We start from the raw sequence: 23,748 nt of genomic DNA on the forward strand, positions 1-23,748 counted from the left end.
TAAAAAGAGTCCATACCCTAAGAATCCGACAAAGTATGGACTCAGCTTTGCATAATAACTTACTTTTCATAACCGACTCCGCCTTTCTGGTTTGCGATTGCGATTATTTTACACATGATAATTCTCCTTTGCTTCTACTAATTTTCTTTTACGTTGCTTTTCCTGACTTCCACATAAGCCCTGTAATACTTCTTTGTCCCTTTGTTTGGGAACATATCAGAAAACTCCGTTACTTCGATTTTCGGGTTTCTCTGTAAAATCTTCCCGAACCACTTAATATCGTTCTTCGTTCCCATAAGCCTGACTTTTAACATCAATCCCGTCCTCCAAGCATGGCGTACAGATCGTGGTTATACGCTGCATATTCCGGATAACGAATCTGTACCGCCTGCCAAAAATAAGGCGCATAGGCACAGCAGAACAGTTCTTCCACTGTGTACCGTCTGCACTCGTCCACCTGTTCCTCCGCATCATCATAGTCAAGGACACTCGGCGTACCATTGCAGTAAAGGTTAAACGCCATCCTGACTACTTTTAAGCTCCCGCTGGTCTGCCAGCCTTCGTGCAGGCACTCCGTTTTTACACAGCCTGTCTTAAAGTTATAAATGCTGTTGATATTTCTTCTTGTGTCATCGCTGATACCAAGACAATATACAAGCGCTTTGTGGTACACGTCCTGATACCTGACCTCTTTCAATTTTTCATAGTAGAATTTTTCATGTGCATCACTGATAAAAATAATCGCTTTCTCTGCTCCTAACGCTGTACTACTCATGTTCATTTCCTCCATTTCTTATTTTGTTTTTTGACCATAACAAAAGGACACTTCCCTAAAATTTTCTTTTAGAAAAATGTCCTTATCGTACAAAATATTAACTTGAACTGACACGAGTTTAATTTAAAATCATTTATTTTAACCCGTTAAGAGAGTTTATTTTGTCGTACTCTTGTCGTACCATACTGTCTTTAAGTCCGCAAACCCTTGATTTTACTGGTCTTTTCCGCCAAGCGTTTTCATTGTCGGGAAAAGCAGCACATCTCGTATGGCCTCTGCTCCTGTGAGCAGCATACACATTCTGTCGATACCGTATCCGATACCGCCTGTCGGCGGCATACCAATCTCCAGTGCGTTCATAAAGTCTTCGTCTGTTGTGTTCGCCTCTTCATCTCCCTGTGCCAGCAATTCTTCCTGTGCACGGAAACGCTCTCTCTGGTCAATTGGATCGTTCAGCTCAGAGTATGCATTTGCCATCTCCCAGCCATTCATAAAGAACTCAAAACGTTCTACATATTCCGGATTCTCCGGTTTCTTCTTCGTCAGTGGAGATATCTCTATCGGATGATCCATTACAAATGTAGGCTGAATCAGATGTTCTTCCGCGAATTCCTCAAAGAACAGTGCAAGGATGTCTCCCTTTTTATGACGATCCTCATACTCTACATGATGCTCTTCCGCCAGTTCTCTTGCCTGTTCCAGTGTAGTAACTTCATTCCAGTCAACACCTGCATACTTCTTTACAGCATCTATCATTGTAATACGCTCGAACGGCTTGCCAAGATCCATCTCAACACCTTTATACATAATATGTGTTGTTCCCAGCACTTCCTGTGCCACATAACGGTACATGTTCTCTGTCAAATCCATCATACCATGATAGTCTGTATATGCCTGATACAGCTCCATCAAAGTGAATTCCGGATTATGTCTGGTATCCAGTCCCTCATTACGGAACACACGTCCAATCTCGTATACACGTTCCATTCCGCCTACGATCAGTCTCTTCAGATATAACTCCAGAGAGATTCTCAGCTTTAAGTCTTCATTCAGAGCATTGAAATGTGTCTCAAATGGTCTCGCTGCAGCGCCGCCGGCATTTGCAACCAGCATCGGAGTCTCTACTTCCATGAAGCCTTGTCCGTCAAGGAATTTGCGGATTGAACTCAAAATCTTAGAACGCTTGATAAATGTATCTTTTACATCCGGGTTCATAATCAGATCCACATATCTCTGGCGATAACGCAGGTCTGTGTTGGTCAGTCCGTGGAACTTCTCCGGAAGAATCTGCAGACTCTTGGAGAGCAGCATAATCTCTTCTGCGTGTATAGACATCTCGCCTGTCTTTGTGCGGAATACTTCACCTTTGATTCCAATTACATCTCCTACATCAAATTTCTTAAAATCCTTATATGCTTCTTCACCTACGCTGTCCCTTGCTACATAGGACTGAATATTTCCCTGTAAATCCTGTACGTTGCAGAAAGATGCTTTTCCCATCACACGCTTGGACATCATACGGCCCGCAATGGATACCTGTTTTCCCTCCAGCTCTTCAAAATGATCTTTGATTTCCTGACTGTGATGTGTCTGTTCGTACTTTGTGATTACGAACGGATCCTTGCCGCCTTCCTGCAATTCTGCCAGCTTCTCGCGGCGTACCTTTCTAAGCTGATTCAAATCCGGTTCCTGTGTGTTCTTCTGCTGTTCACCCATCGGTTTTTGTTCTCCTTCCTATGAACATGTTCTGCGCTTTTTTGTATCTGTTTAATATCCCTATATCGTGACACAGACCCCTTAATAATTAAGGGGTCTGTTATCTTACATATCTGTCAAATCCAAAGCTGTTGTCTATAAAGAACGGCTGATATCCAGTACTTTGTACTGAATCGTGCCCGCCTGTGTCTCTACATCTACGATGTCCCCTACTTTCCGACCCATCAGAGCCTGTCCTACCGGTGACTCGTTGGAAATCTTGCCTTCCAGACTATTCGCTTCTGTAGAACCCACGATCTTGAATTCCATCTCTTCGTCAAATGTTACATCAAATACTTTGATTGTACATCCGACGTTGATTTTGTCAAGGTCTACTTCATCCTCCACAACAACCTCTGCATTCTTCAGAATCCCTTCCAGCTCTTCAATCCTTGCTTCAATATCACGCTGCTCGTCCTTGGCAGCATCATATTCAGCATTCTCGGACAAATCCCCCTGCTCTCTGGCTTCTTTAATCTTGCCGGCTACTTCCTTGCGCTTGACTACTTTCAAATTCTCGAGTTCGTCCTCTAATGCTTTCAATCCTGCATAAGTAAGCAGTCTCTTCTTTGTCTCTGCCATGATTATATTTCCTCCCTTGTGATGTAATATCTCCCCTGACTCCGGGGTGCACAATGGCATCTAAATCTTCTCGTCTCAATTATATTTCACAATTTCAATATTATACCTAATCCTTATAATACTGTCAAGATTTTTTCCAGTTCTTCGTAGCTTTCTACGGCATTTATCTGTTCCCGCAAACGTGCTGAACTATGCATCCCTTTTGTGTACCACGCAACATGTTTCCGCATCTCCCGGATGCCGCAAAATTCACCCTTATATTCTATCTGTAAACGGGCATGCCGGAGCATTGTCCGGCGTACCTCGTCCACTGTCGGACGGGGCTGGATCATCCCTGTTTCCTCATATGCCGCCAGTTCCGAAAAAATCCACGGATTCCCCTGTGCGCCTCTGGCAATCATCACACCATCGCACCCGGTCTGCGTACGCATAGCAATTGCCGTTTCCCCGGAAGTTACATCACCATTTCCAATAACTGGAATGGACACCGTTTCCTTCACCTGACGGATGATCTTCCAGTCTGCCCTTCCAGAATAATACTGTTCTCTTGTCCTTCCATGGACTGCAACTGCCGCTGCCCCGGCTTCCTCAATAATTTTCGCAATCTCCACCGCATTGATATGTTCATCGTCAAATCCTTTGCGGATTTTAACGGTGACTGGCTTCTTGATCGCCTTCACTACCGAACGGACCAGTTCATACACCAGCTTTGGCTCTTTCATAAGTGCAGAGCCTTCTCCATTTCGTACCACCTTCGGCACCGGACATCCCATATTAATATCCAAAAATGTGAAAGGACGTTCTTCGATCCGTTTCGCCATCTCACTCATGATCTTCGGATCAGAACCAAATAACTGTAAAGATACAGGCGTTTCATCAGGATGAATCTGCAGCAGACTTTCCGTATTTTTGTTGTTGTACAGAATCCCTTTTGCGCTGACCATTTCCATACAGATCAATCCCGCTCCCTGTTCCTTACACAGCAAACGGAATGGCAGGTCTGTTACGCCTGCCATTGGTCCCAATATATATGAATTATCAAGTATTACATTTCCTATCTTTAACTGCTTCATCTTTTACATCCTGGTTTATCGTTTTGTCTATTTCTTATTCTTATTGTAAATCAGCCTAAGACCGCTTAACGTCAGTTCTGGATCATACACATCAATACTGTCTGTTTCTTCAGAAATGATTCTTCCCAGACCGCCCGTTGCCACAACCTTTACATTATCGTAGCCGGACTCTTCTTTAATTTTCCTGATGATGTATTCCGTCTGTCCGATCGCCCCGTACACAAGCCCCGCCTGCATACTGGAAATAGTTTCCTTCGCCAGTATAGAATCTGGCTTTCGGATTTCAATCGCCGGGAGCATTGCTGCTCCGCCCCAGAGAGAGCGCGCCGCAGTCTCAATTCCCGGCGCCGTAATTCCCGCTTCAAAAGTCCCCTTCGCTCCAATCAGATCATAAGTTGTCGCCGTTCCAAAATCTACCACGATAACTGGTCCGCCGTACATCTCATACCCGGCTACTGCATCTACGATTCTGTCCGGTCCGATTTCCTTCGGGTTCTCTGTTACGATACGGATGCCCGTCTTAATACCCGCAGATACGATAACTGGACGCACATCCAGATATTTGATAATTCCGCTAGTCAGGGAATGCATAATATCCGGCACAACAGATGCCACGATAACTGCGTTAATCTTCCCCGAACTGATATTCCTGTGTTCCAGTATGCCGCAAATAGTAAATCCATATTCATCAGATGTTCTGGAACGCTTTGTTGTCATGCGAAATGTTCCGAGCAGTTTTTCTTTATCAAAAACACCCAGCGTAATATTGGTATTTCCTACATCAATTGTCAGCAGCATTTTTGTTATGCCTCCTTTTCACCATTTAGCTTCCGCCGCTTTTGCTTCCAGTTCCGCATCCGGCGTCTCTCCCAGACAAAAAACACGGTAGTACAATTCCAAAGCCTCAAACAATTCACGCTTCGTATTCTGAAGCTCCTTTATTTTCAGCACACTTCCGATTTCATCAAAGGCAAAATCCGTCTCTTCATGCTCCACTCTCAGCTCCAGATTTCCATTCTCATTATACACTACTAAAAACACACCGCCTACGTCTTCTGTATACAGAACGCACATAATCTGCAGCTCCTGCCGGATACTTTCCGGCAATGATTCAAAGTCTGGATTCATATAAAATTTTTTCTCATATGAATTGGCGGCACATAAAACTGTTTCACTCATATATTTAACCTCTTAACAATCATGCCGCATAATTCCGGCAGCATTCATATTTCCCATAAATTTTTTAAACATATCCATACACGCCGCGTACAGACACTTCTCCGGCAAATACTGCCTCTTCCCTACCGTCATTTAACCGTACACATAGTTCACCCATATCATTGATCCCAAGCGCAAGCGCCCGGTACGGCTCTTTTTCTCCGTGAACCACCACTTCTCTGCCATGGTTTACCAGACGGTCATTGTAGGCCTGCTTCATCCATGACAAATTTCCTGTCTCAACAAAGCTTTCATAATCCTGTTCAAACTGCTTCATAACTTCTGCTGCAAGCCTGTTTCGCTCTATCTTCGTCCCAGCCTCTATTTGAAGAGAAGTTGCCTTATCCGCAATCTCGCCCGGAAATGCTTCTACATTGACATTGATCCCCACACCAATGATCACATGGCAGATGTGATTCATCCCCACACTCATTTCTGTCAGTATTCCGACCAGCTTCTTACCGTTAAATACAATATCATTGGGCCACTTGATCCGTGTATCCAGTCCGGTGCAGCTATAAATCGCTTTCTGCACACTGTATGCCATCACAAGCGTCAGCATGGATGCCTTGTCCGGCACAAAATCTGGTCTTAAAAGAAGAGACATATAAATATTACATCTTTTAGGGGAATCCCATCCCCGTCCCCGTCTGCCCCGTCCTGCCGACTGTCTGTCCGCGATGACCAGCGTTCCGTTCGGCGCTCCCGTCTCTCCAAGACGCTTTGCCTGGAGATTGGTAGAATCTGTTTCTTCACATACAAAAAGATTCTGTCCCGCCCACTTTGTATTTCCGGCAAGGTAATATTCCAGATTCTCTTTTGTCACTATATCCACAACATCTGCACTATCACCAGTTTCTTTCATCCCGCCCGATCTGCTCACGCTTCAAATTCTCCCAAAGTTGCCACCATCACAGCCTTGATCGTATGCATACGGTTCTCTGCCTCGTCAAACACCTTAGACTGCGCTGATTCAAATACTTCATCAGTTACTTCCATATCCTCAATTCCAAAACGTTCGCCCATTTCCTTTCCGATCTTTGTCTTTAAATCATGAAATGCCGGCAGACAGTGCAGGAAGATCGCCTTCTCTCCCGCATTTTCCATCACTTTCTTTGTTACCTTATACGGACTCAGTTCCTTGATACGCTTCTCCCATACTTCATCCGGCTCACCCATGGATACCCATACATCAGTGCAGATTACATCAGCATCCTTAGTTCCCGCCTCTGCGTCTTCTGTCAGAGTAATTGAAGCGCCGGATTCTGCCGCATATCCTTTACATATTTCCACCAATTCTTCATTCGGAAAATATTCCTTCGTTGTGCAGGCTACAAAATGCATCCCCATCTTGGCACAGGCGATCATCAGTGAATTTCCCATATTGTATCTTGCGTCACCCATATAGACCAGTTTTAAGCCTTTCAAGCTTCCAAAGTTCTCACGGACCGTCAGTAAATCTGCCAGCATCTGCGTTGGATGATACTCGTTAGTCAATCCGTTCCATACCGGAACACCCGCATACTCCGCCAGTTCCTCCACAAGAGACTGTCCGAAGCCCCGGTACTCTATTCCGTCAAACATCCGCCCCAGTACACGTGCGGTATCTTCAATACTTTCTTTCTTGCCGATCTGAGATCCTGTCGGTCCAAGATAAGTAGAACCCATTCCCATATCATGTGCCGCCACTTCAAACGCACATCTCGTTCTTGTGCTGTCCTTTTCAAAAATCAGGGCAATGTTCTTTCCCTTGTAATAATCCACCGGCACGCCCTTTTTCTTTTTTTCCTTCAAATCAGCTGCCAGATCGAGCAGATATGTAATTTCTTCCTGTGTAAAATCTTTCAGTGTCAAAAAGCTTCTTCCTTTTAAATTCATAATATCATCCCATCCTTAATACTGTTGTTACTGTTCATTCACTTCAGTATACTAAACTACTTTCTAAAATGCAACTCATGGTATAAAATATTTTTTTGTGGTATACTGATGTAATAAAAGTGGCAAATTAAAAAATTTATTAATGAAAGAAGTGATTTTTTTGGCTCATATACAGACGCAGGAAGAAAAGTACCGGATGATGACCGAAGACCCGGTTCCGAAACTGATCGGGCATCTCGCGGTTCCGACAATTATCAGTATGATGATTACCTCTTTTTACAACATGGCAGATACTTTTTTTGTCGGCAGGATCGGAACAAGCGCGACCGCAGCCGTAGGTGTTGCATTTCCAATCATGGCAATTATGCAGGCTCTGGGATTTTTCTGCGGACACGGCTCAGGTAATTCTATTTCCCGAAAGCTTGGCGCACAAAAAGCAGATGAAGCAAAAGAGCTTGCTGCCACAGGATTTTTCGGCGGACTGCTTTTTGGAATTCTCGTCACTGTACTGGGACTGCTTTTTCTGACTCCGCTGGCAAAAATTCTGGGCTCCACCGATACAATTCTTCCCTTTACAAAAGATTATCTCGGTATTATTCTGCTTGGAGCGCCGTTTATGACGTCTCAGTTTGTCCTTAACAACCAGCTGCGTTTTCAGGGAAATGCCTTCTATGCAATGATTGGTGTAACAGTAGGCGCCCTTTTGAATATTGTACTGGACCCGATTTTAATTTTTACATTTAATATGGGAATCTCCGGCGCTGCTCTGGCAACCGTATTCAGCCAGCTTGTCAGCTTTGCAATACTTTTGATCGGCATTCGTATTTCCGGCTGTATCCCGATCCGCGTCCGTAATATCCGTTTATCAAAAGAGCGGCTTGGTGAAATCACCGGCGGCGGTCTTCCATCCCTGTTCCGCCAGGGACTTGCCAGCATTGCAACCATGACTCTTAATCTGGGCGCCAATCCATATGGAGATGCCGCCATTGCCGCCATGTCCATTGTTGGACGCATCGCTATGTTTGCCGGCTCCGCACTGATTGGTTTTGGCCAGGGATTCCAGCCGGTCTGTGGATTTAATTACGGGGCAAAGAAATATGCCCGGGTACGGGAAGCATTTTCCTTTTGTGTCAAAGTGTCTGCTGTCCTGCTCTTTATAATTGCAGTTATAGGTTTTGCTATGTCTGACAGTCTCATCGGAATCTTCCGTGATGACCCGGAGGTAATCCGTATCGGTACACTGGCTCTCCGTTTCCAATGTCTGACCTTTACTCTAAACGGATGGATTGTCTTTAACAACATGATGATGCAGACCATTGGCAAGACATTTTATGCTTCTGTTCTGGCATCTGCAAGACAAGGCCTGTTCTTCATTCCGGCAATCCTGATACTTCCGCATTTCTGCGGAATACTGGGAATCCAGTCCGCACAGGCAGCGGCAGATATACTTACTGTGATTATAACAACTATTTTGTACCGGATCGTTATGAAGGAAATAAAGGCTGAAGAACTCTCAGAAAGTAAATAGCCAGGCATAATATAAGCAGCCGGCATCTCCGCAGATTATTTTCACGGAAGCGCTGGCTGCTTTTCATAAAATTTGTATCTTCATTCCTGCTATATCCGATATTCCCCGGCTGCATTTTCCCGTACAGCGCTTTCAAAGAACACCTTTGCGGCACGCACAAGATACCTCGTATCATTCACTCCCGCAGTTTCATATGGTGAGTGCATTGCGAGCTGCGGCAGTCCGATATCCACACAATTGACAGCCACCTGATTTGCTGACAAATTGCCCAGCGTAGAACCGCCAGCCATATCCGAACGGTTTAGGAACATCTGATATGGCACTTCCGAGCGTTCACATAAGATGCGGAACATCGCCGCAGATACACCGTCCGTTGTATATTTCTGATTGGCGCTGTATTTGATGACAATCCCGCCGCCCAGCACCGGCCGGTTGGTTGGGCATGCCTTTTCTCCATAGTTCGGATGTACTACATGGGCATTGTCCGCCGATATCATGAAACTGACCGCAAGAGCCTGTCTGTACTGTGCCAAAGTTCTTCCAAGTCCCTCACTGATGCGTACCAGCACATCCTGTAAGAATGTAGATGCTGCTCCCTGCTTTGTACTGCTGCCTACCTCTTCATTATCAAAGACACAATGTACCGGAATACTTTCTCCGTCTGTTGCTGCAAGAAATCCTTTCAAGGAGCCAAAAGCACACTGCAGATCATCTAATCTTCCTATAGAAATGAATTCCTCGTTTGCACCCCATACAGAGCCTTTTTCACGATTGTATAAGAACAGGTCATTTCCCAGAATATCATTTTCTGCAACCCCCGCTGCCTCTGCAACAGTTCTCATAAAAGAACCCTTTGCTTCTGACAATCCGTATAATGGAAGTAAATCCTTCTGCACATTGTACTTCTGTTCCTCATTCGCCTTCCGGTTCATATGAATTGCCAGACTCGGAATCATCACCAAATCTCTGTCCACATTGACCAGCCTGGAGGAAATCCCGTCTTTCGTTTTTACTACCAGACGTCCCGCCACAGACAACGGGCGGTCAAACCATGGCGCGCAGAGCATCCCTCCATATTTTTCTACGTTTAATTTGACATAAGCGCCTTCCGCATCCATCTCTGGATTTTCCTTAATTTTAAACGCCGGGGAATCACTGTGGCTTGCCATAATCTGAAATCCGCGGAAATTCCTCTTCGGAATCCGAAATGCCAGAAGAGATGTGCCGTTTCTCGTCACATAATACTTACCGCCTTCTGTAAGCTCCCACTCTCTGCTCTCTAAAAGCTGCTGATACCCCTCCATTTCCAACATTTTTTTCATTGAATCTACTGCATGAAATGCCGTCGGACTGGATTCTATAAATGACAATAATTCTTTGACAACTTTTCTGTCTCCCATAATAACGCTCCTGCTCCTATTTCATCACAATTTAACTGACATTTCTATTCATACCCAATATCTACACTCCATTCTTCGCACAAATATCTGCTATGCAGCATTTCTCACAATAGGGTGTTGTCCTTGCCGTACAAATATCTCTTCCGTGATACACAAGGCGGTGACAGAAATCGCTGCCCTCATCCGGCGGAATCAACTTCCACAGCTCCATTTCCACCTTCTTTGGCTCTTTGATCCCATCTACCAGTCCAATGCGGTTAACAAGCCGGATACAATGAGTATCTGTTACGATCGCCGGCTTACCGAACACATCCCCCATAATCAGATTCGCACTCTTTCTTCCCACACCCGGGAGCTTTAAGAGCGCATCAAAATCATCGGGTACTTTGCCGTCATACTCATCCCTTATCATTTTCATACAGGCGCTGATATCCCGCGCCTTGCTTTTTCCAAGACCGCAGGGATGTACAATTGCCTCGATATCATCCACATCAGCCTCCGCCAGTGATTCGATATCCGGGTATTTTGCGTACAAGTCTTCTACTACAACATTAACTCTCGCATCGGTACACTGAGCTGCCAGCCGAACGCTGACCAGCAGCTTCCACGCATCATCATAATCCAGTGTACATTTTGCACCCGGATATTCATTCCGAAGCCGTTCGATCACCTCCAACGCAAGCGCTTGTTTCCTTTGTTCCGTCTTTGTCAGCCTTCTTTGGGGAGCTTTCTTTTTAGAAACTGCCTTTTCCGCCACGTCTTTTCCCTCCATCACGCTTTCGTGCTCATAAATGTTCCATTTCCATAGCTATACTATCTTCACACTCACGCATTGCCAAAATGGTCTTTTCAAATAAATCTGCCAGCTCCCATCCAAGACGCTCTGCTCCTTCCCGAATCACATCCCGGGAACATCCCGCCGCGAATCTTTTGTCCTTAAATTTCTTTTTCAGGCTGGACACTTCCATATCCCGACAGCTCTTGGACGGACGCATTCTTGCCGCCGCCCCGATCAATCCAGTCAGCTCGTCCGCCGCAAACATGATTTTTTCCATCTCATGCTCCGGTTCTACATCGCTGCATAAACCATAGCCGTGACTGCATACCGCATGTATCAATTCATCAGATGCATGAATTTCTGCCAGCAGTTCGGGCGCCTTCAGACAATGTTCCTCTGGATATTTCTCAAAATCCACATCATGAAGCAGTCCCGCCATTGCCCAGAACTCTGCATCATCACCATATCTAAGTTCATTTGCGTACCAGCGCATTACACCTTCCACAGTCAGCGCATGCTGAATATGGAACGGCTCCTGATTATATTTTCTCAAAAGTGCCATTGCATCTTCTCTTGTAATATTTGCATTCATTTTCTTATCTTCTCCTTGTCGGTCCCATCAACATTTCTTCATCAAACGTACATAAAATTCTACTGTTTTTACCAATGTCTCAACTGGAACACGTTCATTATTTCCATGAATCATACCACGCTCTTCCTTCGACAGCTTCATTGCTGAGAACTTATATACCCGGTCTGTGATCCGGCAGTAATGCCATGAATCGCTGCACGCCATCATCAGATATGGTGAAACCAATGCCTTTCTCCATGTGTCTGCAACCGCCTGACACAGATTTCCCCATTCTGCACAAGACGTATCAGACTCTGTAGAAGGATTTCTTCCCTCAAACACAGACACTTCAATATTGGGATTGTTAATGACCCTTTCCAGATATGCCTTTGCAGAATCTACCGTGTCTGTTCCTATCAGACGGAGATTCATTCCTACAGATGCCGTCGGAGGAATCACATTAAACGCTTTTCCGCCCTGCATCTTCGTCATCGCACAGGTAGTACGCAGCATTGCATTCAATTCACCGCCTGATTTCTGACATACCTTGTCAAAAAGTCCTGCAAAGCACCATAAATTTGCAAAAAGAATTTTGTATGCAAAAGTAGAATGCCTTCCAAGCGTATCCAGCATCTCGCGCACCGGCTTCGTAATCTGCCGAGGAAACGGATGCTTCTCTACATCTACAACTGCCTGTGCCAGTTCTCCTACAATCGTATGTACCGGCGGCATAGATGCATGTCCGCCATTACTCTTTGCATGGAATTCTATATTGGTCAGGCCCTTCTCAGCAATTCCGATCAATGCGCACTCTCTGTCCACTCCCGGAAATACATTCTCAACCACAGCGCCGCCTTCATCCAGAACCATTGCCGGATGGATGCCGCGTTCTTCAAACCAGTCCACCATTGCCGGGCAAGTCGGTCCGTTTACTTCTTCCTGTCCCGAAAATGCGAAGTAAATATCATGCTCCGGCACAAAATTGTCTTTCATCAATTTCTCCGCCGCTTCCATAATTCCGCACAGCGTTCCCTTTGTATCTAATGTTCCCCTTCCCCAGAGAACACCATCCTCTACGATTCCCTCAAACGCCGGCTTTTCCCACTGAGATTCCTCAACCGGAACCACATCATAATGAGACATCAGTACGATTGGTTCGCCTTCTTTGCGTCCCTTCCAGCAATAAAGCATCCCATTGACCCCCAGCATCTGCCGTTCACAAGTCTCGTGAACTTTCGGATAAAGCTTTGGAAGCAGCTTTTGAAACTTCTCAAATTCTTTTTTGTCAATTAAGGATTCATCATTATAAGAAATGGTTTTACAGCGGATCATTTCCTGCATATCCCACACAATCCGGTTTTCATCAAGTAACACATCTTCCAGTGAAGAAGTTAACTCTGATTTCGGTTTAAATCTTGCTGCCCGAAGTAATATAACTCCTATAAAAACTGCAATTACAACTATTAATGCTAAGATAACTTTACCTAACATCTATTCACCCGCTTTCTCGTTAATAGCTAATAAAAGGTTACATTTCGCAACTAAGGGCGCTCCAGTAACAGTATCCTTTTATGCTCTTACTCTTATATTTTTCCATCACACGTTCTTACAACTATCCTTTACAGCATTCCCTTTTTATACAGAATCCGCGCAGAACCAATTGCGATCAGTGCGCCCACTGGAACGAGTACACCTACAGAGCCTGACAGCGACGGCACCAGAAGGAACAGAACAACCATAAACACAAGCGGTGCAACAGATATCTTCCAGTTCTTACTCACATATACCACTGCCAGTCCGCCAAACAATGACGGTAAAATATTGTCAAATGCAGGTTTTACCGCCGGATTATTCAGAATTGGTGTCAACGGAACAAGCAATGCCACACCAAGGGCAATAATAACCGTTGTCACAATTGAAGAAGTTGCCACTGCAATCGTGGAAATCACTTCCCCCTCTTCACTTCCCGGCTTCACCTTCGCATTTTCCATGGCGGTCAAAGCTGCCGGAACCTTTAAATTAGTCAGGTTACCAGTTACAAATGCCAGATAAGAACTTGCTGTTCCCAGCATCGGCACAAATGTCAGCACTTCAATCAGACCCACTGTCCAGAAAATCGGAGCCACCCCCAGCAGCCCCTGCAATACCGGTTTCCAGCCTGGCCATGCGCCATAATATATACAGGTGATGATCGGGTAAGCAAAAATCATACCAAGAGCGCACAAGATCCAAATACGTCCGTAAATATGTGTCATTTCTTCATAACTTCTTTTCTTCATCACTCTCACCCTCCTATCATCGGCGTTATCACTGCAGCAAATACCATTGCTCCGAGCATACTGATCGGCAGTGCATAATTTTCCAGCCATTTCATATTATATTTCTTGATCAGGATACCGCAGATCCCCATCAAAAACGAAGAAAACAGCAATACAAAAATCGGAATCCATCCCTTTAGTCCGGAACGGATATCAGCAAATACCATTCCTAAGAATGCCGATATCATGCCAAGGAACATTGCCGTCATCAGCAGGTCTCCCCACTTACCGTCTTTATTCTTAATCTTCATCAGACCACCCTGAATCTTCTTAATAAATAATGGAACCCAGATAAGCCCCGGGAAGATTCCCAGTGTCATCACCCAGGCGATCGCCGTATAAACAGATGGATCTGTCACTGTTTCGGAAAGTGAGATTCCCAGAGCATTCGCCGTAGAAGTCGCTGCCGGAAGCTCATATGTAATCGCTCCGATAACACTTAAACGCAGCCACGGGAGCGGCAATCCTAAGAACTTGGACAGTGTAATCACGCCCAGCAGGATCGACACCGCCGGAGCAATTGTGAAAACTGCTGTAGAAATCATGGTTTTTCGCATCTGCGCCGTGTCAATACCCAGCGCTTTTCCTCTTCTGTATGCCCGGATCAGGAAGAACAGCGACTGTGCAATAACAAATACAATAATTGCTCCCGCCAAAACGAACAAAAGTGAACTATTTGGATCAAACTTCATTTAACCCGCCTCCTTTTTCTCATTACATAGATATCATTATACCGTTTTAAAGTACAAAACTCCAGTTTTTTCTTTATATATTTGCCTGCATTAATAACTATCAGAAAGAGGGAACAGCTTTATAAGCCGCTCCCCTTCTATTCTTCCTATTTTTCTACATATCGTCTTACTCAAAGATATCGATCACCGCTACCGGACAACTGTCCCTTGCCTCCTCTGCCGACTCCTGCACCTCTTCGGTCACATCTGCATAAGCCTCAGCCAGATCCTCCTCATTAAACCGGAACACCTCAGGACATGCAGCCACACAAGTTCCGCAGGAAATACATCCTTCATTTACTTTCGCCTTCATAAATCTGCCTCCTCGTTATGAGCACTTAGCGGCTGTATTTTAGCCGTTTTATAATCACTACTTACCTTAACAGGATGCACCGGTTTTAAAATATTTATACCTATTAATGAATCTATTTTCTTTCACCGCTTACTTTATACTCTTGAACACCCTTTGGTAATTTCACCTCTTTTTTGAGACCGCCGTCCTTTTTCTCAACTTTCACATAAATTGTTCCTTTCGGTGTAGGCACTTCACCTTCTGCCCACTGTAAACCGTCTGGAAGACATGGTTCAATTTTCACTGATTCAAATCCCGGCGTCATCGGCAAAACCCCCAATATCTGTGCCGGCATCTGATAAGTAGGTGTTCCTCCCCATGCATGGGAATAATCACAATCAAATCCAGACCACACTTCCTTTAAACCTGTAGGATTCTCTTGTAACAATAATTCCCATCGTTTCAGTTGGTCCAGTCCGTATTGCTTAAATAATCCAGTTTTCTTCAATGCTATAAATATAAAATGCATAAAGTATGGCTGTGCCTGACTTAATGAAGTATCTTCCATCACCTTCTTCATCAAAACTCTCTGTCGTTCTTTAGGTGCAATATCATATAATACAGCGAGTGTATTCATATGCTGACTATAAAATTCCCTTTTTACATCAGCCGGCATCCATCGGGAGGCTTCTGTTGCTCTTGCATCATATAAGCCATCTCGATACAGTCCTTTTTCCTCATTCCATAACAAGTGATTAACACTGCCGGCAATTGCGTCATGTAGTTTCATATATTCCTTACAACGTCCGGCAGTTCCTCCCCATTGAAAAATTTTATGTGCCGTTTTTATCGCTCCTGCAAGCAACACCGTCATATATCCCTGCCCCATGCACTTCGGCGGATGATGCCGGTTCATATCCCCTTCCGCAACCCAATCCATAAACATATAACTCGGTGAATATTCTATCAGCATATTGTCCCCTAAATACCCCAAAAAGCGTTCAATCACTCCACATATAACATCATCCAGTTTTTCGGCTATTTTTTTATCTCCTGTATACATGATATAATCGTATATCATATGAATATACAACAGACAATAACTCGGGTGAAACATGCGAAACTTCTTCAATCGTAAATAATAGGATATTTTTAAAATATCAAAGCGCGTCAGATATGGATCTCCAAAACTATAATAATTCATCAGACTTTCAATCATATAGTCTCCCATACACCCCAATGGTTCCTGATGCACGGGTGAATCCATATGGTACGTCTGCCGGCAGATCTGATTCGTTCTGCACCCCAATAAATATATTTGATCCAGTATTGGCTCACTACAGTGAAACCATCCTTTCATATCCCCCGGATAAACACTTATATCAATTTCTGCGTCCTGTATTTCTATATCGTCATACACATTACTGACAGTTACCTGAATCATATGTATACTATGCATCCGTAAGGACTGTATACTATTTTTTCCTTGTCTCAAAATATAAGTTTCCGTGGTTCCTTCCCGTTCTACCTTTCCCGGAAATTCTTGCATATGAAGTGTTATCTTTATATTCTCTGCACCAACAATAGTCATATGGGGAAATGCAGCATATATTCTTCCAAAATCCATCCAAAAGGTAATAGGTGCGCCTTTTTTTATTTTAATTTTTCCGTTCTCTTTCTCAAAATGGATTCGGCCGCCCCCGTCAAACGGATTCAATATAGTTTCTACCTTTTTCCTTATATATCGGAGATTTGGTATTTCCGACGGCAGCAATTCAGGAAACTGCTCTTGCCCGTCAACACACTGTGCCTGCTTCCATTTCTTACCCACCTCTACTTCCTCTGTATTCTCATAACTTTTACAGCCGTTCCATTCTGTTGAACTTTGGTAAGCTTCATCTCTCCTGCATTCCCACGAGCTGTCTGTTCGTATTAGCTTCTCTTTTTCTTTCAGGCAGACAGCAAGCTCTGCAATTATTCCGCCGTGCCCGCAGGATACTTCCGACTGTACAACCGGTCCCAGTGCTGATTTTACAAGAATTTCATTTTCTCCCTGACATAACAATTCTGATACGTCATATTCTTCATAAAATTTGTATGGCAATGGATCACAATTTCCATAATCACCTCCCGGCTGCGCGCTGCCTCTCCCGATAAATCTCCCGTTTATCCATACATTATACTGGCCATCTGCCGTAATATATAATTTTGCACTCTCTGGCAAATGCTCAAAAAAACACTTCTTTCTGAAGTAAAATACCGTAAAATTCCATTGCTTTCGCTCAAATAATGTATATGGACAGGTCTGATATTCCTCAAAGTCCTCTGCCCCTCCCCATATCCACTGTGCGCTCCAGTTTCTAACTTCTGCCGGCAGCTCATACTTTTCATCTGTAAACCGAAATATATATGGTATACCGCAACTATTTATATCATATTTCTCAATTTCATTTTTCATCATTTTTATAGTCCTTTATAATTTCCTATACCCATAAACAGATATACGCACCGCACTTCTTAACAGTACGATGCGCCTATCTTTTTTAAATATTTCTATTCGTTACTATACTCATCCAGAAGTTCCTGACAAGCATTATTCAGTTCATTTAATCCTTCTTCTACACTTGGATATTTCCCCTGAATAACATCTACAAGATATTCTGCCATAGTTGTCTGCACTTCTACAACACCGCCATATGCCGGTTTTGGTTTTACACCTTCCATTAAAGTGCCTTCATCATACATTCTCACAAGATCTGGCTGAACCTTTTCGGTTTCTGCGCGTAATGTTTCATCCTCATAAGAAGCAATATCGACAGGTGTTCTTGCCCCAACCTGTGTAACCCATTTATGCCAGAAATTCTGGTCGATTAAAAACTGAAGAAATTCTTCAATCGCATCTACCTTTTCAGACAGAGAGGAAACGCTGATTTCCATGTTGGAGCTAACCATTCTATAAAATGCATTTTCTTCATCAACCTCCATGTCCTCATCCGGAACCGGCATAGCTGCCATAATATATTCAAAGTCTTCCGGAACTTCCATATCTGTCAGAATACCATTAATATATGTATAGCCAATATTGGTTGCACATTTACCGCCAAAAAACTGCTCATGCCTGTCCATATACGTTTCATTTGCCGCACTCTTAGAAAATGTACCGGCATCATACATGGATTTAAGAAATTCTACGGTTGTAACAGCGTGCTCGTCATTCATAGTCATTTGAGTCGCCTCATCATTCATCGGCGCTCCGCCAAGCTGCCAGTTCCAATAATTAAACTCATTATTTACATCTGAATAATTATCCATACTCATTGGAACAGAATATCCTGTATATCCTGCTGCCGCAAACTTCTCTGCCGCGTCTTTAAATTCACTCCATGTCTTCGGTACAGAATTTTCATCCAGTCCAATAGCCTCTAAAGCCTCAATACTGTACATCATATACGGAGACAGATCAACCCATGATGGAATCGTCCACATCTTTCCATCCTTTGAAGCAACCCCCTCTGCTACTTCTGGAATCATCAACTCTTTTACCTGTTCAGCAATTCCCGGAAGCACATCTTCAATAGGAGAAATAATTCCCATTTTTATACCATAGTCTTCAATACATGGACCAAGTGCATATAAATCCGGCGCTGTTTCATCACCCGCCTGATAAGCTGTCACGATTTTCTCCTGCCTGCTCCCCCAGTCCTGTGCAGTTACAACAACCTCAATCTTATCCTGAGACGCATTAAATTCTTCTGCCAAGTCCTGGAATACAACCGGCTCTTCAGACAGACCGCCAAATACCCAGAAGTCAAGTGTTACTTTCTCACTTCCCGCTTCCGCCGGCTTTTCCTGTCCTCCCGCATCCTTGTTTCCGTTTCCGCATCCTGCCAACAGGGTTATCGTCATACAGCCTGCCAGTAATACAGATACAATTTTCTTTTTCATAGTGTTACCTCCTTTTTTATTATACATTTTTCTTTTGTAACGTTTGTTCTCTGACGGATTTTTTCATCCGTAAATACATTGTTTATAAGATCCTTTAGCCTTTTACCGCACCTGCGGTCAGACCTTCGATCAAGTTTTTACCCAAAAGTATAAATATTACTAATGTAGGAATGGTTACAATTATAGATGCTGCTCCCATCTGATTCCAATAGGTTCCAAACTCTGTTATAAATCTAGACAATCCAATCGAAATTGTATAGTTTTGTTCACTCGTTAGTAAAATCAGACTATACAAGTACTCATTCCACGCACACATAAATGCATATACACCAACTGCAGCAATACCCGGTTTAGAAATAGGAAGAATCACATGGATGAAAGATTTCAATGCCCCGCAGCCGTCAATACGCGCAGCCTCTTCCAATTCTTTTGGCACACCTCTAAAGTATCCATACATCATCCATACTGAAAATGCCAGACTAATTGTTGTATATAAAAGCATGAGCCCTACATGTGTGTCGTATAGTCCATAACTTCTATAGGTTGAAAAGAGCGGAATAATAATCGATGTACTTGGAAACATCTGTGCAACCAATACAAACATCAAAATTCCTCTTTTAAATGGAAATCTGAATTTTGCAAATCCATATGCCGCCATACTAGAGACTATCATTCCCAAAACCGTTGCCACCACTGCAATTTTCAAGGAATTTGCAATGTACTGCGGAAATGGCTTCTGTACCCATACTTCGTAATAAGACTGAAAGGTAAAATCCTCAGGCCATAAAGTCACCGGAATTTTCAACAGCTCTGTCATCGTTTTACCTGATGTGATGAACATCCAAAACAAGGGAAATAATGCAACAAATAAAATCAATACAAGTCCGATTCCTTTTAAAACAAATATGACTTTTTTATTCATTACGCATCCTCCTCACTTGTTGCCTTTGTGATTTTTAAATAAATCAATGCAAATGCCATAATAATAAAGAATTGAATTACAGAATATGCTGAAGCCTCTCCAAATCTGAATTTCTGAAAAGCGGTTTTATAAATTACCATTGGCAATGTCGTACTTGACACTCCCGGACCTCCTGCTGTCAGAATATTTATAATACCAAATCCATTCATAGTCCATATCATTGCCATTAGAGAACAAATAGACAATACATATTTCAAATTCGGCATAGTTACATACCAGAATATTTTTATTCCGTTGCACCCATCAATAGCTGCCGCTTCATATAAGCCGCGGTCTATTCCCTGTAATCCCGCCGAAAGCATAATAGTTACATATGGATATGTCCGCCATATATACACAAAGCACACCGTTGCTAAAGCAGTTGCCTCAGAAAAGAACTGAATATGATCGGGTAAGATATGTAAATATTCTACCAATACTGAATTTACCAATCCCTTCTCTCCATCAAAAATCCATCTCCATAAAGCGCCGACCACGACCTCAGGTAATACCCATGGCATGAATACAAGCGCCCTAACTATATTCTTACACCGGGTGATACTATTAAGAAAAATTGCAATAAGCATTGATATCACAACCGTTACACTTGTAACTACAACAGCAAAAATGATTTCATTTTTAAGAATAACCCCAAAATTTTCATTAGAAAAAATTTTTTTAAAATTTTCAATTCCATTAAAGTTGTATTCCCAGCTTTTCAGTATATTAAAATCTGTTACGCTATAAGTGAAACCTTGTATCATTGGTATAAACAACAGCCCCAGCAGCAGCACCAACGCAGGCGTAATAAATAGATACCCTCTGACAGCCTCCCAGAACACCAATTTTGATACTTTTCTCTTTTTTCTCATCTGTCCGGCACCTCCTCTATAATCCAAATTTCACAAAATGGTATTTATCTGACCATACTTTTCTGTTATCCGCCTTGAATGGAGGCGGTGTGTCTGAAAAATCTGCCGGCCAGACTGCATATAACTCGCCGTCTATATGATGATGCGGACCAAGTAAATTTCGATTAGATGCATATAATTCAATCTCAACTTCATTATGACCTTCATGGATATACTCTGTTACATCACATTCATAGGGCTGCCACATAATATCTTTTACACATTTTCCATTTATATATATTCTGCCGTACATTGCGTTTATTTTTTCAAACCACAGCCGATACCTCTTTCTTTTACAGTCTATAATCTGAACACCTTCTGAATCATCATAGCCGTGTATAAATAGATTTTGCTTTATCCGCAATTTTCCTGCAAAAAAGTAAAATCCCTGTGTCGTAAAATCATCCCCGTAAAGCTTTTCAGGCATTCTGTCAATGACAAAATCTCCGTCGCATATGATTTCTTTTCTCCATGAATACTGAATTTTCTCTTCGGAATAAACACCGAAATCTCCAACAAGATAGATATTTTCAATTTCTGTGTCAAATGTTAGTTTATTGCGTTCAGTCTCAAGTACATTTTCTCCAAAAAGAATGTCATAAACTTTCTGTTTCTGCCGAAAATCAATCTCAAGAATAATTTCATTCCAGCCTTTCTGCAAAAAGGATCGAATATCATATTTACGGAACTGCTTATCTTTCCACCATCCTGTTTCCGGTATCTCTGTTTCTTTTCCATTGATTTTGGCCAAAAGCTTATCCGGTATCTCTGTTACGAGATATAACGTCTGGCACACCTGCGGTTCTATCTTCATTTCAAACTTAAACTTTAATGATACATGAACAGACTTTTTCTCTTCCAGCAAAATATCCATTAGCTGAATTGTATTTATCTTTTCCTTCCACATTCCATTACCAATACGGTATTCACAATAATCTAACGTCAATGAATTCCAATCACTGGACTGTATATCCCATCTTCCCCCCAGTCCAAGTGTTACCCAGTCTTTATTCTCTGTATTTTTTTGTATACCGTTCACATTTTCCTGTTCGGGTATAGCTTTTTCAATAAACAGCACCAGGCTCTCAGCTTCATGGATGTCTGCCTCTACAATGCTCATACAGGGAGTATTTTCATAGATAACCTCCTTATTTTGCAGCATATTATCCAACGGATCATAGAATTTAACGTTCCATTTTCCACGAAATGTAATCTTGATCCGCGCCCTTCTTTCCTGACTTAAATTCACCAGATATAAATATCTGTTTTCTCCGTCTTTTCTCAATTGATAATGGATGTCCGAAATTTCTTTCCCGTTTTCCGTAACAGAGACAGGAAATTCCTGTATTTCCGTAACAGTTCTCTTTATTTCTTCATGTGTACAATATGTCACATATTTTGCTAGTTCTTCTAACTCCAGGCTGTTTTCTTCCCCTTCTACATACTGCGGAAGTTTTCCCGCAGAAATCAACACACCACCGTTTTTTCCATATTTCAAGAGAAGGTCCAGTGTATTTTTTCCAATAGTAAGCATATCTGGCAAAATTATAACTTTATATGAGCATTTACCGATTTTGACAGCATCTCCATCCACACTCCCATGATCCTGCATAATTGTCTCATCTCCATAATGATGATCCACATGCATATCAGCCAGTGTTTGAGATAATTTTTCAAAACGTTGTCCCCACTTTACAATTTCTCCTGATTCACAACCATCGTACAATATCCATCCACTTCTCATCGGATGAATCAGAAGGACGTCTGTTTCCACTGTTCCCTGTGTTAAAATCATACCCAGCCTTGCAAAATAGTCATTAAACTTTTTGTATTCTTCCCAAAATGACTGCTGGTAAAACAATGAGGGGGGGAAATCTCGCTTTCTTATTCCTTTAATTGTATAACTTTCCAAATGCTGGCACATACGATTAACGCCATTTACATATTGCCACTGTGCGATCCATTTCAATTCCTCCAATGTACAGTCCCAGCCAACCATAGCATACATTTCAGAAAGTACAAACTTTTTTCCAAGCTGTGCGGCTACGCTCCCCGCCTGTTTCGGTGTCAGCGGAGAAGAAATTCGTCTTCTAAGCCAGTCAATCCCCGGCATATGCATATATTGATAAGAAGGCATCACTCCTGCAGTGGCCTGCATCTGCAGCAATAACGAATCCTCTCTCATTACATGCCCCGTTAATTTACAATTATTTTTTTCACACCAATTGAAAATTGTTTTGCAAAAACCATTCGTGTACATTCGCGAAATTGTTTTCCAAAAATCATACCGATATTTCTGATATCCATTGCATTTTCTAAAGAGAGCTGTAAATGTTTCTGTCAGAGCATACCCATGTTCCTTTTCAAATTCCTCAGGTAAGCAGATCGAATATGGTATTTTTAGTTTTGCAAACTGAGGCTCATCAGTAAAAAACCCCGGAATCCTTCGCCCAATCTCATCTCCAAATTCTTTCCTGTAAATTTCATGTGTTACCTCTATGAACTTTTCAATCACCTTTGGATTTAAAACGTCCACATAATATGGATTGATCATCTCATATATAACATAAAATACCGACTGTTCTCCCGTACCCTCTATGTCTGCTTTCGATGCTCCCAGATATATTCCGTCTCTGTTATAAATTCCCAAAATATTCTTTGTTTCATCAATTTCTTCAAAAAATAATTCTTCTTGTTCAATCCACCGCATATGATAGTACTCCCCAAGCGATGTCACACTTCCTCCTGCAAACCCGCTTGGCCAGCCTTCTTCATCATATAACCACGCCTCCATATCATACGCTTCTGCTCTTTCCAGGGATGTCTGAATGCATTTCATCCATTCTTTACTCATATAGGATGTCTCAAGCCCTCCCCTTGCGTGCATAAAAAATCCACCAAGTCCCTGATTTTTCATCTGCTGTATCTGCCATGCCAGCTCTTGTTCCTCTAGCTTTCCATTCCAAGACCAGAATGGAACTGCACGGTATTCTTTTGGTGGATTTTTCAACATTTTTTCTGAAAGCTGCATT

21 protein-coding genes and 1 pseudogene are annotated in these 23,748 nt (G+C 42.7%); 1 reads left to right on the plus strand and 21 read right to left on the minus strand.

The genetic code is table 11. The features are described 5' to 3' along the window. Positions 1–137 precede the first annotated feature (137 nt). The 9 genes and pseudogenes from NFS18_RS14330 to argF form a co-directional block, all read right to left on the minus strand. A complete protein-coding gene (locus NFS18_RS14330) occupies positions 138–314 on the minus strand; it encodes a hypothetical protein (protein WP_251391365.1) in 177 nt (58 codons plus the stop codon). Beyond that, positions 314–775 (minus strand): DUF6075 family protein, encoded by a 462-nt coding sequence (locus NFS18_RS14335; RefSeq protein ID WP_251391367.1) that lies wholly within the window; start codon positions 773–775, stop codon positions 314–316. The genes NFS18_RS14330 and NFS18_RS14335 overlap by 1 nt, the downstream gene beginning before the upstream one ends. 228 nt (positions 776–1,003) lie before the next feature. Continuing rightward, positions 1,004–2,491, minus strand: a pseudogene (gene lysS, locus NFS18_RS14340) (lysine--tRNA ligase); the annotation flags it as partial. A 135-nt stretch (positions 2,492–2,626) separates the two neighbouring features. Next, the gene (gene greA, locus NFS18_RS14345) at positions 2,627–3,112 is read right to left on the minus strand and encodes a transcription elongation factor GreA (RefSeq protein ID WP_251391369.1); all 486 of its coding nucleotides are present in this window, start codon (positions 3,110–3,112) and stop codon (positions 2,627–2,629) included. 113 nt (positions 3,113–3,225) lie between these two features. After that, positions 3,226–4,185, minus strand: coding sequence for a tRNA dihydrouridine synthase DusB (gene dusB, locus NFS18_RS14350; RefSeq protein WP_251391372.1), 960 nt, complete (start codon positions 4,183–4,185; stop codon positions 3,226–3,228). A 27-nt stretch (positions 4,186–4,212) separates the two neighbouring features. Next, entirely contained in the window at positions 4,213–4,983 is a 771-nt protein-coding gene (locus tag NFS18_RS14355; protein WP_251391373.1) for a type III pantothenate kinase, read from the minus strand. An 18-nt stretch (positions 4,984–5,001) separates the two neighbouring features. Continuing rightward, the gene (locus tag NFS18_RS14360) at positions 5,002–5,364 is read right to left on the minus strand and encodes a DUF6145 family protein (protein WP_251391376.1); all 363 of its coding nucleotides are present in this window, start codon (positions 5,362–5,364) and stop codon (positions 5,002–5,004) included. A gap of 64 nt (positions 5,365–5,428) precedes the next feature. Continuing rightward, the gene (locus NFS18_RS14365; RefSeq protein ID WP_251391379.1) at positions 5,429–6,286 is read right to left on the minus strand and encodes a biotin--[acetyl-CoA-carboxylase] ligase; all 858 of its coding nucleotides are present in this window, start codon (positions 6,284–6,286) and stop codon (positions 5,429–5,431) included. Further along, positions 6,283–7,281, minus strand: a complete 999-nt coding sequence (gene argF, locus NFS18_RS14370) for an ornithine carbamoyltransferase (RefSeq protein ID WP_251391387.1) — start codon at positions 7,279–7,281, stop codon at positions 6,283–6,285. The genes NFS18_RS14365 and argF overlap by 4 nt, the downstream gene beginning before the upstream one ends. Positions 7,282–7,477: 196 nt before the next feature. Here argF and NFS18_RS14375 point away from each other — a divergent pair, with 196 nt between their 5' ends. Then, positions 7,478–8,809, plus strand: coding sequence for an MATE family efflux transporter (locus tag NFS18_RS14375; RefSeq protein WP_408631561.1), 1,332 nt, complete (start codon positions 7,478–7,480; stop codon positions 8,807–8,809). 89 nt (positions 8,810–8,898) lie between these two features. On the opposite strand, the gene NFS18_RS14380 is transcribed toward NFS18_RS14375, so the two are convergent. The 12 genes from NFS18_RS14380 to NFS18_RS14435 form a co-directional block, all read right to left on the minus strand. Then, a complete protein-coding gene (locus tag NFS18_RS14380; RefSeq protein ID WP_251391391.1) occupies positions 8,899–10,209 on the minus strand; it encodes a M18 family aminopeptidase in 1,311 nt (436 codons plus the stop codon). A 61-nt stretch (positions 10,210–10,270) separates the two neighbouring features. Continuing rightward, positions 10,271–10,966 carry an endonuclease III domain-containing protein gene (locus tag NFS18_RS14385; RefSeq protein ID WP_331477711.1) on the minus strand — a complete coding sequence of 232 codons (696 nt, stop codon included), beginning with the start codon at positions 10,964–10,966 and terminating at the stop codon, positions 10,271–10,273. A gap of 28 nt (positions 10,967–10,994) precedes the next feature. After that, complete coding sequence (locus tag NFS18_RS14390; protein ID WP_251391393.1) at positions 10,995–11,579, minus strand: HD domain-containing protein; 585 nt, start codon at positions 11,577–11,579, stop codon at positions 10,995–10,997. Between the two features lie 27 nt (positions 11,580–11,606). After that, positions 11,607–13,049, minus strand: coding sequence for a M20 family peptidase (locus NFS18_RS14395; RefSeq protein WP_251391395.1), 1,443 nt, complete (start codon positions 13,047–13,049; stop codon positions 11,607–11,609). A gap of 128 nt (positions 13,050–13,177) precedes the next feature. Next, the gene (locus tag NFS18_RS14400) at positions 13,178–13,837 is read right to left on the minus strand and encodes a hypothetical protein (protein WP_251391397.1); all 660 of its coding nucleotides are present in this window, start codon (positions 13,835–13,837) and stop codon (positions 13,178–13,180) included. A gap of 5 nt (positions 13,838–13,842) precedes the next feature. Continuing rightward, positions 13,843–14,568 (minus strand): DUF5058 family protein, encoded by a 726-nt coding sequence (locus NFS18_RS14405; RefSeq protein ID WP_251391399.1) that lies wholly within the window; start codon positions 14,566–14,568, stop codon positions 13,843–13,845. A 166-nt stretch (positions 14,569–14,734) separates the two neighbouring features. Then, entirely contained in the window at positions 14,735–14,920 is a 186-nt protein-coding gene (locus NFS18_RS14410) for a ferredoxin (RefSeq protein WP_251391401.1), read from the minus strand. Positions 14,921–15,032: 112 nt separating this feature from the next. Next, positions 15,033–17,360, minus strand: a complete 2,328-nt coding sequence (locus NFS18_RS14415) for an alpha-L-rhamnosidase N-terminal domain-containing protein (protein WP_251391403.1) — start codon at positions 17,358–17,360, stop codon at positions 15,033–15,035. A gap of 92 nt (positions 17,361–17,452) precedes the next feature. Then, entirely contained in the window at positions 17,453–18,844 is a 1,392-nt protein-coding gene (locus tag NFS18_RS14420) for an ABC transporter substrate-binding protein (protein ID WP_251391405.1), read from the minus strand. Positions 18,845–18,938: 94 nt separating this feature from the next. Beyond that, positions 18,939–19,766 (minus strand): carbohydrate ABC transporter permease, encoded by an 828-nt coding sequence (locus tag NFS18_RS14425; RefSeq protein WP_251391407.1) that lies wholly within the window; start codon positions 19,764–19,766, stop codon positions 18,939–18,941. Beyond that, complete coding sequence (locus NFS18_RS14430) at positions 19,766–20,677, minus strand: carbohydrate ABC transporter permease (protein WP_251391410.1); 912 nt, start codon at positions 20,675–20,677, stop codon at positions 19,766–19,768. Before NFS18_RS14430 ends, NFS18_RS14425 begins: the two co-directional genes overlap by 1 nt. A gap of 16 nt (positions 20,678–20,693) precedes the next feature. Next, on the minus strand, positions 20,694–23,747 hold the full coding sequence (locus NFS18_RS14435; protein WP_251391411.1) for a glycosyl hydrolase: 3,054 nt from the start codon (positions 23,745–23,747) through the stop codon (positions 20,694–20,696). Position 23,748: the final 1 nt, after the last annotated feature.

It is taken from the genome of Mediterraneibacter agrestimuris, from assembly GCF_943193195.1.
GTDB classification, from domain to species: Bacteria; Bacillota; Clostridia; order Lachnospirales; family Lachnospiraceae; genus Schaedlerella; species Schaedlerella agrestimuris.

Bases quoted from the DNA above. Each gene is read 5' to 3' on its own strand.
- NFS18_RS14430 (WP_251391410.1), bottom strand. From the start codon at position 20,677: ATGAGAAAAAAGAGAAAAGTATCAAAATTGGTGTTCTGGGAGGCTGTC.
- NFS18_RS14390 (WP_251391393.1), bottom strand. From the start codon at position 11,579: ATGAATGCAAATATTACAAGAGAAGATGCAATGGCACTTTTGAGAAAA.
- argF (WP_251391387.1), bottom strand. From the start codon at position 7,281: ATGAATTTAAAAGGAAGAAGCTTTTTGACACTGAAAGATTTTACACAG.
- NFS18_RS14405 (WP_251391399.1), bottom strand. From the start codon at position 14,568: ATGAAGTTTGATCCAAATAGTTCACTTTTGTTCGTTTTGGCGGGAGCA.
- NFS18_RS14360 (WP_251391376.1), bottom strand. From the start codon at position 5,364: ATGAGTGAAACAGTTTTATGTGCCGCCAATTCATATGAGAAAAAATTT.
- greA (WP_251391369.1), bottom strand. From the start codon at position 3,112: ATGGCAGAGACAAAGAAGAGACTGCTTACTTATGCAGGATTGAAAGCA.
- NFS18_RS14395 (WP_251391395.1), bottom strand. From the start codon at position 13,049: ATGTTAGGTAAAGTTATCTTAGCATTAATAGTTGTAATTGCAGTTTTT.
- NFS18_RS14420 (WP_251391405.1), bottom strand. From the start codon at position 18,844: ATGAAAAAGAAAATTGTATCTGTATTACTGGCAGGCTGTATGACGATA.
- NFS18_RS14335 (WP_251391367.1), bottom strand. From the start codon at position 775: ATGAGTAGTACAGCGTTAGGAGCAGAGAAAGCGATTATTTTTATCAGT.
- NFS18_RS14410 (WP_251391401.1), bottom strand. From the start codon at position 14,920: ATGAAGGCGAAAGTAAATGAAGGATGTATTTCCTGCGGAACTTGTGTG.
- NFS18_RS14330 (WP_251391365.1), bottom strand. From the start codon at position 314: ATGTTAAAAGTCAGGCTTATGGGAACGAAGAACGATATTAAGTGGTTC.
- NFS18_RS14355 (WP_251391373.1), bottom strand. From the start codon at position 4,983: ATGCTGCTGACAATTGATGTAGGAAATACCAATATTACGCTGGGTGTT.
- NFS18_RS14425 (WP_251391407.1), bottom strand. From the start codon at position 19,766: ATGAATAAAAAAGTCATATTTGTTTTAAAAGGAATCGGACTTGTATTG.
- NFS18_RS14400 (WP_251391397.1), bottom strand. From the start codon at position 13,837: ATGAAGAAAAGAAGTTATGAAGAAATGACACATATTTACGGACGTATT.
- NFS18_RS14375 (WP_408631561.1), top strand. From the start codon at position 7,478: ATGATGACCGAAGACCCGGTTCCGAAACTGATCGGGCATCTCGCGGTT.
- NFS18_RS14435 (WP_251391411.1), bottom strand. From the start codon at position 23,747: ATGCAGCTTTCAGAAAAAATGTTGAAAAATCCACCAAAAGAATACCGT.
- dusB (WP_251391372.1), bottom strand. From the start codon at position 4,185: ATGAAGCAGTTAAAGATAGGAAATGTAATACTTGATAATTCATATATA.
- NFS18_RS14415 (WP_251391403.1), bottom strand. From the start codon at position 17,360: ATGATGAAAAATGAAATTGAGAAATATGATATAAATAGTTGCGGTATA.
- NFS18_RS14380 (WP_251391391.1), bottom strand. From the start codon at position 10,209: ATGGGAGACAGAAAAGTTGTCAAAGAATTATTGTCATTTATAGAATCC.